Source organism: Pseudoalteromonas sp. NC201 (assembly GCF_002850255.1).
Classification (GTDB): domain Bacteria; phylum Pseudomonadota; class Gammaproteobacteria; order Enterobacterales; family Alteromonadaceae; genus Pseudoalteromonas.
Genome location: NZ_CP022522.1, coordinates 3,208,478 through 3,221,479, shown reverse-complemented (window position 1 = coordinate 3,221,479; position 13,002 = coordinate 3,208,478). Strand labels below are relative to the sequence as shown.

The window sequence follows — 13,002 nt, the reverse complement described above, 5'->3', positions numbered from 1 at the left end:
TGCGTTATTGCATCTAATGTTTTTCAATCAACACTGAATAATGAGCCATGTACTTAACATGCAACGTTTGAAGCGATGCGCGGTAAATAGAACACTTTTCAATGCAGATTGGCATTGCTCATCGAGTCACCGAGTAAAAATCTCAATCAGATATTTGCTTGTATGAGCTCAGGCATGCCTGTACTTTTTTTGAACGGGTGACCAGTACCTATTTCAACTAGCGTTTGTTGTATGTAACGACTAACTAATTTAAAAAAGTGCGTCAGTATACTCAGTGAGAATTAATAGGGGAAGTGTTTGGAGTCAGAAAGCGCATAAAATGCGGTCAGTGATTCAGGGGAGGATCATTCTTTTAGGTGGCGGTTATATCTCAATGAATGGCGTAACCATTAAGGTTATGTATCTTTTTATCGCTGATATTTACCATTTGTTGCAGGTGTGGGAGCAGGTTGTCCCTGCGATCCATTTATCTTTACCTAGTCGAGAAAAACGCTTCCAACCAATTAGCGATAAGATTTGTGGGGGCAGTGCTACCCCAGCCCCATATCATTACGCTTCTTGACTCAAATATTGTTGAATAAACTCGGTTGCAGCTAAAAAGTCCTGCTCCAATTTATCACGCATTTGGATCAGCTGATCGGTGGTCAGCGTGCCTTCCTTACACAAAGTCTCAAACTCTATGGCAGTTTCTGCTACTTTTTCGGCACCGATAGTTTTGGAGATGGACTTAAGTTGATGACAAGCTTCAATGATTTCCTCTTGGCTCATCGTGATCACCGCACCATTTACATCTCGTGTTAACTGGCTACTTTGTTCTAAGTACATTCGGAAAAAGCGATTTCGTTTCGCTTCATCATGGTTCACATACTTGTTGAGCATGTCCATATTGATAGCGGGAGCTGGTTCGCTGGCCTCAGCTTCAATAATTTCAGACTCTACAACGATAGCCTCATCAACAACTGGCTCTAACTCGGACGTTTGTTCTGATCCTGCCTGTACTTGGCTAACGGCTACTGGTGCGACAGCTGATGGCTCAGTACTTTGTCGTGGTTGCTGTGTTTTTGGTAAGCTTTCTATACACTTATTAAGCGTTGCTTCTAGTACATTTAACTCTACTGGTTTGGTGATATAGTCATTCATACCACCCGCCTCACAACGTTCTCTTTCACCTTTTAGTGCATTAGCTGTCACGGCAATGATGTATGGTTGCTCAATGGTATCGGTTGCAGTTTCTACATAGTCTCTAATATGTTTTACCATGTCGTAGCCTGACATCTTAGGCATATGTAAATCAGTTAGTACGATTGGGAAGTGCTCTTTTTTCCAAAGTTCTAAGCCTTCCTCACCATTTTCTGCAACCTCGACACCATAGCCTAACAGGTGTAATTGGTCGGTCAGCACTTGCTGATTTAATACGTTATCTTCAACTAACAACACCAGCTTGTTGGTTGCTCTGGCTTCATCAACGCTTAAAAAGTCGTTGATGGTGCGAGAAGGTTTAATTTCCTTTGGTTTATGCAAACCGGCAGCGACCAAGATAGCCGTCATAAAGCTAGACTTACACAACGGTGATGCATTGAGATAGAAAATATTTTTGTGATTAAGCGCTGCTTCGTCCATTTTACTTAAGACAACAACTTGCTGTTCGTTTTTCTCAAGCGAGTAGACTACGGTTCTTAGCTCTTCATTGACTTTATCCATGCCGTCTAAACCGTCTAACACCCAAATCAATTTGTCCTCGTGTTGGTGTTCGGCTATCTCGCTTTCATCAATAGTAATCACGTTCGCACCCATAAATGAAAGGTAGCGATTTAAAATGGTGCGTCTCTCATTATTTGGGGTGAGCAGAGCAACAGTGCGACCGTTTAACATTTGTTTGTTTACGTAATTAACTTTGCCATCCACACTAAATGGTAATTCCACAACAAACTCGCTTCCCATGCCAATATCTGAGTTAACATGGATACTACCTAGCATGAGTTCGATTAAACTTTTACAAATAGAAAGGCCAAGTCCTGTACCGCCAAATTCTCGGGTGATAGAGCCTTCAGCTTGAATAAACGGATTAAAAATTTCTCTCAACTGAGCTTTTGTCATGCCTTTACCATTGTCAGTGACGGTAAAGCGTAGGGTGTAATGCTCCGAGGTGTTTTGTGCAACTTCAACGGAGATTTTTACATAACCTTGGGTTGAGTCGTCTGTAGTCGTGAATTTAATGGCATTACTGCAAAGGTTATAAAGTACTTGCCTAACGCGAACTGTGTCACCAACTAAATTTGTTGGAATGTCAGGAGCAACAAACAGCTGTAAGTCTAATTTACGCTTTTTCGCTACTGATGAAAGCACACGTGCGACTTCCTCTGTGGTTTCAGCCACCGAGAAAGCACTATTGTCTATACGTAATTTACCTGCCTCAATTTTAGAAAAGTCGAGAATATCATCAAGAATACCAAGTAAAGAAAATGCCGAGTCGCGAATAATCGTGGTGAGGCGGTGTTGAGCACCGTCAAGATCGGTTTGGCGCAGTAAATCAATGGTACCAATGACGCCGTTCATTGGTGTGCGGATCTCATGGCTCATAGTGGCTAAGAAAGTGGTTTTGGCATCACTTGCACGCTCCGCATTTAAAATCGCTTTTTCCAGCGCCAGCGTGCGGGCTTGAACTTCAGTTTCGAGACTTTCTTGAAGCTGTTTTAACTCGTTTTGCGTTGCTTGATCGGACTCTATGGATGACTGTACTTGCTTTAACAGTGCATTTATCGCTTCAGCAACCTCAGCCAGACCGCCACTATAATAAGTACCAACCGTCGACTTGTAGTTTTTATCCATCGTTAGGTGATTGATTTCTGCGATGAGTTCTTCAGTATCGTTGCTTGATGCGCCAGAAAGCCGACGTGCTGCAATGACAACGATCATCAAGGCACTAATAATAGCAGCAGCGAGTAATACATAAGCAATGAATGGGTCGCTCGATGACGCAGCTGCTACGGGTGGCGTATAGGTCAAAATGAGTTCACCGACGTTTTGCTCATCTAGTAGCAGTGGCATGTGGTAAACCTGCATTGTGTCTTTGTTATAAGACTCTTCACGATTCAATGCAGTGATTTGCTCACCTGCACTTTGTTGAAATACCAGGTTTGGTTGCCCCATCCCTGTATTGACATACAAATAGGCGCCCAAATGCTCGTTAGAAGCTAATAATGCGGATACAATTTGCTTGGCACTGTCAAAACCGTGTTGTGTGACCACCTTAGCAAGGGGAGTTGCAACTGTTGTTGCTTGCTGCTGCAGATTCACGGTTGGTGCGGTAGGGACGTCAGCCTGCTTTGGCAGTAGGTAAGCACCTACGGCGCTGCATAGTCCAACAATCAATATTGCGATAAATAAAAAAAGTATCCGTCCATTTGCATTGGTGTTCGCGCTATTTGGCATGCTTAATCCCGAAAGAATTATTTATACTTATTAGTTGTAGCAATCCTATCACCTTCGGCAAGTTTTTACCTCTCGTTTTTCAATCAATAGTGGCAATAGCCTAAGATTATCTGATTGTTTTAAATCTTAAAATAATCAGGTTGTTATCTCGATAATTTTCACTACGCCTGCGATGTGCAAAGCAGTAAGCTTTAATAAAAATTAAATTCTACTTAATGCTTTTGTTAAATGATAAGTGTCCATGACGGTAATTACGCAGGCTAATATCAACTTTAGTTCAGAGACAATATTGCTCGCCAAGTGAGGTATAGGTAATTTAGGTGAACTAGAGCTGCGGTAAACGAATGGCTTACATGTTACCTTGCTATATTGCCGTGTAAATTCGTTTTACAATCAGGGGGGAGTCCTTGGGGATTGATAAGATAAGTCTCTGTAGCTTCGATTTTCTTGAAAGACAGTCTCGTTAGTTGCTTCAAATTTGGTATGAATAAGGTGTTCGTAATGAAACTTTCGCGACATTAAAACGAAGCGCGGCGTGAAACAGGAGACGTGCTATAAAGACGAGAATCAAAAAGAGTGAATAAGTGTCGTCTAACTGTGGTATCAGAACAGCAAAAGCACATACCTTCTTGTTTGTTTCACTCCTTTATAGGTATATAAGCCTCAAGAGCTGGCTTTCTCTTTATTATAGGTCTAGAGTCGTTTGCCTTACTCAAAGATAAAAGTCGTTAAATACCGTAAAACATAGCTAGTCGAGTGTTTTTCCATCGAAAAAGCGGTATTTTAACCGCTTTGTCTGAAAACTGTGCAAACGATAAATGTATTTAAAAAAAGGGTTGACTTAGAACCGCAAAACCCGTTTAATACGCCGCACGCCCAGATAGCTCAGTCGGTAGAGCAGAGGATTGAAAATCCTCGTGTCGGTGGTTCGATTCCGCCTCTGGGCACCAAATTAAAATCATTGCATTAGCAATGTGGTGCATGCAGAAACTGCATGGTACACGAATTAGTGTGCCGACTTAGCTCAGTTGGTAGAGCAACTGACTTGTAATCAGTAGGTCATCCGTTCGACTCGGATAGTCGGCACCATTTAATTTAGGCGTCAGCCTGTGTTTTCTAGATAGCTTAGTTATTTAGATACTAAAAAAGATTTGCCCAGATAGCTCAGTCGGTAGAGCAGAGGATTGAAAATCCTCGTGTCGGTGGTTCGATTCCGCCTCTGGGCACCAATAATTTAGTGTGCCGACTTAGCTCAGTTGGTAGAGCAACTGACTTGTAATCAGTAGGTCATCCGTTCGACTCGGATAGTCGGCACCATTTTATTTAGGCGAAAGCCTATATTTTCTAGATAGCTTAGTTATTTAGAGAATAAAAAAGATTTGCCCAGATAGCTCAGTCGGTAGAGACGTTTGGAGTTGTATTGAAAATCCTTTTAAGGATTTAGATACTAGAAAAAATTTGCCCAGATAGCTCAGTCGGTAGAGCCGTTTGGAGTTGTATTGAAAATCCTTTTAAGGATTTAGATACTAGAAAAAATTTGCCCAGATAGCTCAGTCGGTAGAGCCGTTTGGAGTTGTATTGAAAATCCTTTTAAGGATTTAGATACTAGAAAAAATTTGCCCAGATAGCTCAGTCGGTAGAGCAGAGGATTGAAAATCCTCGTGTCGGTGGTTCGATTCCGCCTCTGGGCACCATCCTTTAAAAAACCTCGCAATCGCGAGGTTTTTTGCTTTCTGATACTTTATATTTTTTTTGCAAAAAATAGATTCATCTGGTTACAACTGAGATTTACTTTTCAAAATACAGTGCTTAATATGCAAAAATGAAACTAGTTATCATTTGCATTTTAAAAGGTTTGACGTGAGAGAGAGCAAGGTCTTGCTAATTGAAGACGACTGTACTTTAGGTACCTACTTAGTAGATTTGCTGCAAAAGTCAGGATATCAAGTTGAGCAGTGCTTTGATGGTGAGTCGGGACTACAAGTCGCTCAGTTGCAGCAGCATGATTTGATCCTTCTGGATAATATGTTGCCAAAATTAGATGGCGTATCCTTGTTGAGAAAGCTGCGATCTACGAGTCAGATCCCTGTTGTAATGGTGTCTGCAAAAGGGGCTGAGGAAGAACGCATTATAGGTTTAGCGCATGGGGCTGATGACTATATTGCTAAACCTTTTAACTCCACTGAGTTGCTCTTGAGAATGGAAAGTATCCTTAGGCGAAGCCAAAATATAATTCAACTCTCTATACCGTCAGAGATTTCCATTGATGGCTTAACACTAAACTCACAGACTCAATCCGTTTATGTCCATGGTGAAATATTAGAGTTCACACCAATCCAGTTCAAGTTGCTTTGGGAGCTTGCTTCACGGCCACATACAATCATAACTAAACCTGACTTATATCTGTCTGTGCTTAATAAAAAACTAGGAGCATATGATAGGAGTTTAGATATGCACTTAAGTCGAGTACGCAGAAAGCTTAATGAAGCAAACTGGCATGGTGAGCGTTTACAAACTGTGCATGGAAAAGGCTACTGTTTTAAATGAAACGAAATATTTTTTGGAAACTGAGCTTAATCTTAGCTGCTGGTCTGGTTGCTTTTTTCTATTTACTGCATGCCTTAACACTTAAAACAGAAGAAAGTATGAGTATGATAGCAGTAAGCGATAGAATCCAAATGAAGAATTGGAAGTCTGAAGCTGAAAGACTCTACTTGGCTAACAACCAAGAAGCGCTAGAGACTTGGATAAAAAACCTAATGAAAGAGGAATCTACATGGGTATCAATAGCGAGTTTTGACGCTATTCATTTAGCCGGAGAGCCAATAGATCAGAATATCGTTGGCAGCTATCACTTTGGTCGAAGCATCGAATGGAAAATACATTTATATTTTGAATCAAATCCAATAATGGAGCTTCCATTCGAGTCTTCTAATGCAAGCTTACTAATAAAGTTACCAGAGCGAATGCGGCCTGGGATCTACTGGAATACGACTAAATTTATGCTTCAGGTACTCATTCCTATGGCAGTGTTGGCCGTATTATCCATCTTTCTTTATCGACATATCATTATTCCATTGCGACAGCTGGATAGTGCAACAAATGCTTTTAGTAAAGGCAATTTTAAAGTAAGACTTGGAAAGTATCTTGGCAAGCGCAATGACGAGTTTTCACATTTAGCCTCAACGTTCGATCAGATGGCATCAAGGATCGGGGAGCTAATTGCAAGTCAACGTCAGCTAATCGCTGATCTGTCACATGAACTTAGAACTCCGCTAACTCGACTAGATATTGCGGTTAGTAACTTTGAAGAGAATGATAGCCGACGACACTTAGAACGTATTGCACGTGAATCTCAACAGATTAGAAAGTTGGTCGAAGATTCACTCACTTTGGCTTGGTTAGATAATGAAAACCCAATGTTACAGAAGGAAAGCGTAGATTTAGTAGACCTTTTGGATGTGTTGATCGATGACGCCAAGTTTGAGTTTCCAGATCGAACGCTGTTATTTGAGTCGCCAAAAAGTGCCGTTGTTGTAAATAGTTGCCATAGAGCACTGTGTCCAGCAATCGAGAATATCATTCGTAATGCCTTACGTTTTACGCCTGAAGGTAAAAAAGTCGAGATAAAACTACAACGAATAAGCAACGATTATTTAGTTGAAGTGCTAGATCAGGGGCCTGGGATCCCCGAAGAGTTTATTGAGAAAGTATTTGAGCCATTTTTCCGTGTGGACAATGCTCGTCTCGCACAAAGTGATAGTTTTGGTCTTGGTTTAGCACTTGCTAAGCGACACTTGAGAAGTGTTAGAGCGCGCGTGTCAGCACGTAATTTAGCCAGTGGAGGGTTGGTTGTACAAGTAATAATTCCGGTTTCGTAAAATGTAACAATTGTAAAAGTGATTGCTTGAGAAAGCTAAATGGTAATAATTCTGATTCAGCCTTTTAACTGTTGTTTGAGACATGAATCATGCCATTTTTATCCCAAAAAAGTCATTTCTTTAGAAAAACTACTATAGCGTCAGCCGTTTCTCTTGCTTGCTTTAGCCTTAGCTTTGGCGTACTCGCAGAGCAATCCGATACAGAAAATGAACTAAAAAAAGTCGAAAGAATTACCGTTGTTGGGGCAACAACAAACTCCGAAATTACACCTGCAGTATTAGCTAACTACCAAGCAAATGACCTAGAAGATATTTTCCGCCATACCCCCTCTGTTACTGTAGGTGGATCGCTGGGGATTGCACAAAAAATCTTTGTTCGTGGAGTGGAAGACTCAATGGTGAATGTCACGGTAGATGGTGCTCCACAAACTAGTACACTATTTCATCACATAGGTCGTGTTGCCATTGAACCTGAGTTATTGAAAAGTGTAGAGGTACAAGCAGGTGCTGGTGAAGCAACAGCAGGAAGCGGTGCAGTTGGTGGCGCAATACGTTTTAAAACGAAAAGTGCGGCGGATCTATTGGATGAAAATGACAGGTTCGGTGGAACTGCCAAAGTAAGTTATTTTACCAATGACGGGCATAAAGAGAGTCTATCTTTGTATGGTAAGGCAACTGATTCAATCGGCATTTTAGCTTCGTATGTAACAGTTAGCCGCAAAAATATGGAAGATGGTGACGGTAATACGCTTCCAGGAACCGCAGCAGATCAAACATTAGGATTTATTAAGCTGAATGCCAAGCTGACAGAATCTCAAGATATTACAGTTAGCTACGAGCAAAGAAAAGAGGACGGTGAGTTTGGCAAGCAAACAAACTGGGCACCTCTGGAAAGCGACCCACTGTTTGCATCTTGGGGTGAGCGCGAGACTTTAGTGCTTAACCACAACTGGTTTTTAAATTCTCTGGTGAATTTAGAGACAACAGTGTATCAAACAAAATCATCATTCAAGCGTGAGTTATATACCTGGGATGCGTCAATTGAAACGATAGGTTTTGATATTCGCAATACCAGTGATATCGGTACTCACTCTATTACTTATGGAATTGAGCACAAAAACGATAAGGTACATTCGCAGTCCTATGAAGACTTTGGTGGGATTTTTGACGAAGATGGTACTGTGTTAGGAGCTTATGTCCAAGATCATTGGCAAGTTTTTCCTGATCTGCGTTTAAGTTTCGGTCTACGTTTTGATTCCTATGAGTTGGATCATCAAGGTATAGAAGCAAACTGGGTAAAGGTTGATGGTGTTTGGGTTGTTGAGACTGATGCAGCTGGTGCACCAGTTACATCAACCAGTGAGTTCTCAGCCAAAAAACAGGATGGTTTTAGTAAAAATGTTGGATTGCTATACAACCTTGCTGATAACTTGACGTTGTCACTTGGCTATGCGGAAGCGCTGCGAGGCAGACAAATCGCAGATGCGTTCACAGTCGGTGAGCTAACGCCGAATGCAAACTTGGTTCCTGAAGAAGTAGAAAATGTTGAACTCGGTATTCAATATAATGATGGCGCTTGGATGTTTGAAGCATCTGTATACTCTAGCACAATTAATGGTGTTGTCTTCGACAAGTTTAAAGGGCGTGAAGGGGTTTTCTACGAAAATATCGGTGATTTGGGGAGTGAAGGTTTTGAACTAGTTGGTGGTTATCAAGCGGACAATTTTGATGTAATTGTCAGCTTTAACCATAATAACGTTGAATTGGATAATGTGATATTTAATTGGCCAGATCCCACAGACGCGACATCCACAAACCGCATCGAAGTTGACAACATTGACTTGGCTGCCTACGAATACGGTGGTCTAGGTAATGCGGTTGGAGACTCATTGAACGTAAACTTTAACTATCACTTAAACGATCAGATTAAACTTGGCTGGAATTACAAGTATGTGGCGAGCTTAAATGATATTGAAGTATTTCACCGTTCAATTGAGCTAGGTTGGGTTGAAAAGCTTGAGACAATTGACAAACCAAGCTACCAGTTAGTCGATGCTTATGTTAGCTACGAGCCATTCGACTCTTTGAGAGTCGACCTTTCAATACAAAATCTATTAGATGAGTCTTACCGCAGCCATGGTAGTGTTGCCGATTACGGTCATATTCCTGGTTATGAAGGTGTTGTCGGGATCAAAGAAGCAGGTCGCGATATTAGGCTGACAGTTGCCTATCAGTTCTAGTGTTATTGTCAAAAGAGCTAACTTAAAGGGTTAGCTCTTTTCATTTGGTTATTATGCTAATGAAACCTTTATTTAAGCCAACGCCAGCTGCGCATATTACTTGCCGAGTTTTACTTAGCGTGATTGGTGGTTATGTTATCGCTAACTTGAGTGCCATGCTTATTTCGTACTTACCATCAGATAATAAAGTCGATGGTATTGTCGCAGGAATGATGTCCAGTTTTATTATTTACACTTTGATTGTGATCGTTGTGTTTGCTGTTAAAAGCACTACTAGAGCAATATTTTTTATTGCGCTTTTAGTTGTTTTGCTAAGCGTTTTAGTCATGTATCTAGAAAAGGCTATTTGAGAATGAAAGCGAGATTTCGACAGTCTATGAGCTGGCTACATACGTGGACCGGCGTTGTTTTTGCGTGGATGTTGTACTTCATTTTTGTGACTGGCAGTGTCGGATATTTTGAAAACGAAATTGATCGTTGGATGAAACCTGAAATCATGGTTTCGAAAGGACTTGAGGATAGCGCAATAACGAATATCGCGACCAGACAACTCAGCATACATGGTGATAATGCATCTCAGTGGTACATAAGTTTTCCCACATCAAGAGATCCATTTATTGAAATCTCTTGGTTAGAACCTGATAACACCGAAAGCAAAACACCCAAACAATGGCACGAAAGCAGCCTCGATCCAGTGATGGGAACGCTTATCCGTAATAGACAAACTAGCGGAGGTGAGGCGCTTTACCGTTTGCATTACAATCTACATTATGTACCACAACTTGTAGGCTACATATTAACCAGTATTGCTGCAATGATAATGCTTATAGGGTTAGTTACTGGTTTAATTATTCACAAGAAAATTTTTGCTGAGTTCTTTACGTTTCGAGCTCAAAAAGGGTTGCGTTCTTGGCTAGATATTCACAATATTTTTAGTGTGCTACCACTACCGTTCCACTTGATGATCACCTATAGCGGGTTATTGCTGCTGATGGGGATCACTATGTCTCCAGTTATTGACCTGCGCTATGGAGAAGGTCAGCAAAATCATCGCCAATTTTATGTGCAATCACAGACAGAGCAAAAGTCACAGCAAATAATCGAGATGCTCCCCACAGAGTTAAGCGTTCAATCTGCTTTGGCTGATGCTAAACGTCGCTTCAAATCACATAAAGTTAGTTATGTTGGCGTCATTGAGAGAAATACAGAAAAAGAACACATTGAGATCTGGTTTGAATCGAAAAGTGGAATCGAATTCGCCTCGTTGCTTGAGTATCGTGCTATTGAAGATAAAGTTATGCTCGAAACCTCCCTCGGAAAAGCTGGGGGAGCTGCAAGTGTTTATGATTTCTTAGAGCATTTACATGAGGGGCTATTTGCTGATATTTACCTTAGATGGATTTACTTTTTATCAGGTTTATTTGGCGCAGCGATGGTTGCTACTGGTCTTATGATATGGTTGAAAAAGCGCAAGGCAGTGACTAGTACTAATAAGATCCTGACGAGTATTATAGAGCGCATAAATATTGCGATGATCATTGGGGTTCCTATAGCGATAGCGTCTTACTTTGCTGGTAATCGGTTATTGCCAATAGGCTTTCCAAGCCGAGCAGCTTGGGAAATGCATATACTTTTTATAACGTTAGGCCTATGCATACTCTATTGTGGATTAGCCTCAAAAAAATGGCTTTGGCAGCGAATGTTATGCTGTGCTGCTTTGGTATATGGGCTACTACCTATACTTAACGCACTAACAACGGAGCATAATATATGGCTTAGTTGGATAAATAGTGATTGGCTGATGGTTGGATTTGATTTAACGGTGTTATTTATCTCTATATGCTTTGTAGCAGCTTTTTGGGTTGTACGTTGCCGACAAGAAGGCATCAGTGTTAAGGCGGCCCAATGAAGTTAATTGTTGTTTTGTTTGTGTTACTTTTCTTAGCCTTTGCGTTGTTGAATTTATCCTTGTCACGACATAGGGTGAAGCTCTCTAACAGAGCCGGAGCATTCGATGTGGGTCAACAACGACGATTTAGGATACTCGGATACTTACTTTTATTCATTACGGTGGCTTTTGTTACAGCGATGTGGGGTGTCTCTTTAGGGCTAGTTTATTGGTTCGCCACAGCAACACTTACATCAATTTTGGTGGTTTTGTTGTGGACTTACAAACCTAAATTTTTCAGTTTTTTAAATAGGTGCTAATGACTTTCTAATGGGCCTTAGTCTAATGCAACTGATTTACTCAATTTCCATGCAGCTGGCGTAAAAGCTGGTGGTGGCAGGCCAGTCACTAAATACAGCAACTACGCCAACTTGTTTTGCCAATATGTCCAACACCCTAAGTATATCGCCATCATGCTTAACTGCGTTTTTTACAGATTGATAATACCAACCGCCGCCGTTCGTTAAAGGGCCTGAGCGCTCTAAAGACCAAGCAACTATCTTTAATCCTGCACGTTTAGCGGCTAGGGCGTACTGCGACGGAATGATATCGCCGTTTTTATCTTCGCTAATTAACATCCAAATTGGTGGGGCGATAATTTTTACCTTATTTTTGGCTAAGTCTTCCATTGACGGTTGCCAAGTACTTGGTTTGTTAATATCAAAATGTTCGCCAGCTTCTCTACCATCAAGAAATACGGCATGGTTTGCAAACTCTGGTGCATGCTTTATCCAGTACTGAATATCTTGGTAAGAAAAGGATTGTGGAAAAACTTGAGATGGGGGGACATTGTGATCAGTATATTCGTCTAACATTTTTTGTGCGAGCTGGTTTTGGCTTAACCCATTAAATGGCATTGGCACTTCTGGTGTTTTTAACTCAGGAGTCATATTTACACCAAGTTGCTTAAATAAAGCAATGCTTTCACTGTGGGTCATTAAGGTTCCAGAACTGGCATAAAGATCTGTACGCCAATTGGGAGTGCCTTTGACAAACTCTGCTACTGTGGTTGCTTGAGTATTCACACCATCCATTTTTCCTTTTAGTTGCTTGAATTCTGCTAAGGTAATGTCTGAGGTGCAGCATTGAGCAGACGCAAGTTTACCAGAGTCTGGATCCGCTGGTGTGAAGGGTTGTCTACACTTGCTAGCAAGCTTAGGTTGTAGCAAGATATCGGTTGTCGCATGAAGGTCACATTGTGCATGGCGGCAAACGAGAGTCTTGTCTTTCGTAAAAGTAACATCACATTCGAGCGTGCCAGCTCCCATTTTTGCGGCGGCAATGTATGATTCTTTGGTGTGCTCAGGGTAGAAAAGTGGTGCACCGCGATGTCCAATGGAAAAACGTGTGCGCTTGATTGGTTTATCTAAACAGCTTGCAAGCTTTTCCTTAAGCTCACCATCTGGAAGTTGCGAGACTAAAAATTGAGGCCGTGTACCGACATCAAACTGCTTTGTTGCCTGGCATCCCGTTAGCGTAACCACCAACCATATCATCCATA

At 41.3% G+C, this 13,002-nt stretch carries 9 protein-coding genes and 5 tRNA genes; 12 read left to right on the top strand and 2 right to left on the bottom strand.

Translation table 11 applies throughout. The annotated features are described in order from the left end of the window. Positions 1–319: 319 nt before the first annotated feature. Entirely contained in the window at positions 320–562 is a 243-nt protein-coding gene (locus tag PNC201_RS23275; RefSeq protein ID WP_158299127.1) for a hypothetical protein, read from the top strand. On the opposite strand, the gene PNC201_RS14020 is transcribed toward PNC201_RS23275, so the two are convergent. Then, positions 550–3,432 (bottom strand): hybrid sensor histidine kinase/response regulator, encoded by a 2,883-nt coding sequence (locus tag PNC201_RS14020; protein WP_102057407.1) that lies wholly within the window; start codon positions 3,430–3,432, stop codon positions 550–552. The genes PNC201_RS23275 and PNC201_RS14020 overlap by 13 nt on opposite strands. Positions 3,433–4,306: 874 nt before the next feature. Between PNC201_RS14020 and PNC201_RS14015 the strand changes: the two genes are divergently transcribed. The 11 genes from PNC201_RS14015 (at position 4,307) to PNC201_RS23720 (ending at position 11,761) form a co-directional block, all read left to right on the top strand. After that, positions 4,307–4,382: transfer RNA gene (locus PNC201_RS14015), tRNA-Phe, on the top strand. Between the two features lie 63 nt (positions 4,383–4,445). Next, positions 4,446–4,521: transfer RNA gene (locus PNC201_RS14010), tRNA-Thr, on the top strand. Between the two features lie 64 nt (positions 4,522–4,585). Further along, positions 4,586–4,661: transfer RNA gene (locus PNC201_RS14005), tRNA-Phe, on the top strand. A gap of 12 nt (positions 4,662–4,673) precedes the next feature. Then, a tRNA-Thr gene (locus PNC201_RS14000) sits at positions 4,674–4,749 on the top strand. 301 nt (positions 4,750–5,050) lie between these two features. After that, positions 5,051–5,126 (top strand) — tRNA-Phe (locus tag PNC201_RS13995). A gap of 166 nt (positions 5,127–5,292) precedes the next feature. Beyond that, entirely contained in the window at positions 5,293–5,979 is a 687-nt protein-coding gene (locus tag PNC201_RS13990) for a response regulator transcription factor (RefSeq protein ID WP_102057406.1), read from the top strand. Further along, positions 5,976–7,313: a HAMP domain-containing sensor histidine kinase gene (locus PNC201_RS13985; RefSeq protein WP_102057405.1), complete on the top strand. Its 1,338-nt coding sequence runs from the start codon at positions 5,976–5,978 to the stop codon at positions 7,311–7,313. Before PNC201_RS13990 ends, PNC201_RS13985 begins: the two co-directional genes overlap by 4 nt. 89 nt (positions 7,314–7,402) lie before the next feature. Next, positions 7,403–9,553 carry a TonB-dependent receptor gene (locus PNC201_RS13980; RefSeq protein WP_102057404.1) on the top strand — a complete coding sequence of 717 codons (2,151 nt, stop codon included), beginning with the start codon at positions 7,403–7,405 and terminating at the stop codon, positions 9,551–9,553. 59 nt (positions 9,554–9,612) lie between these two features. Further along, a complete protein-coding gene (locus PNC201_RS13975; protein WP_102057403.1) occupies positions 9,613–9,903 on the top strand; it encodes a DUF3649 domain-containing protein in 291 nt (96 codons plus the stop codon). 2 nt (positions 9,904–9,905) lie between these two features. Next, on the top strand, positions 9,906–11,462 hold the full coding sequence (locus tag PNC201_RS13970) for a PepSY-associated TM helix domain-containing protein (protein ID WP_233525179.1): 1,557 nt from the start codon (positions 9,906–9,908) through the stop codon (positions 11,460–11,462). After that, complete coding sequence (locus PNC201_RS23720; protein ID WP_102057402.1) at positions 11,459–11,761, top strand: DUF3325 domain-containing protein; 303 nt, start codon at positions 11,459–11,461, stop codon at positions 11,759–11,761. The genes PNC201_RS13970 and PNC201_RS23720 overlap by 4 nt, the downstream gene beginning before the upstream one ends. Before the next feature lie 36 nt (positions 11,762–11,797). Here PNC201_RS23720 and PNC201_RS13960 read toward each other — a convergent pair whose 3' ends face one another. Next, complete coding sequence (locus PNC201_RS13960; protein WP_442793315.1) at positions 11,798–12,997, bottom strand: glycerophosphodiester phosphodiesterase family protein; 1,200 nt, start codon at positions 12,995–12,997, stop codon at positions 11,798–11,800. Positions 12,998–13,002 lie beyond the last annotated feature (5 nt).

Bases quoted from the DNA above. Each gene is read 5' to 3' on its own strand.
- PNC201_RS23275 (WP_158299127.1), top strand. From the start codon at position 320: ATGCGGTCAGTGATTCAGGGGAGGATCATTCTTTTAGGTGGCGGTTAT.
- PNC201_RS14020 (WP_102057407.1), bottom strand. From the start codon at position 3,432: ATGCCAAATAGCGCGAACACCAATGCAAATGGACGGATACTTTTTTTA.
- PNC201_RS13985 (WP_102057405.1), top strand. From the start codon at position 5,976: ATGAAACGAAATATTTTTTGGAAACTGAGCTTAATCTTAGCTGCTGGT.
- PNC201_RS13980 (WP_102057404.1), top strand. From the start codon at position 7,403: ATGCCATTTTTATCCCAAAAAAGTCATTTCTTTAGAAAAACTACTATA.
- PNC201_RS13975 (WP_102057403.1), top strand. From the start codon at position 9,613: ATGAAACCTTTATTTAAGCCAACGCCAGCTGCGCATATTACTTGCCGA.
- PNC201_RS13970 (WP_233525179.1), top strand. From the start codon at position 9,906: ATGAAAGCGAGATTTCGACAGTCTATGAGCTGGCTACATACGTGGACC.
- PNC201_RS23720 (WP_102057402.1), top strand. From the start codon at position 11,459: ATGAAGTTAATTGTTGTTTTGTTTGTGTTACTTTTCTTAGCCTTTGCG.
- PNC201_RS13960 (WP_442793315.1), bottom strand. From the start codon at position 12,997: ATGATATGGTTGGTGGTTACGCTAACGGGATGCCAGGCAACAAAGCAG.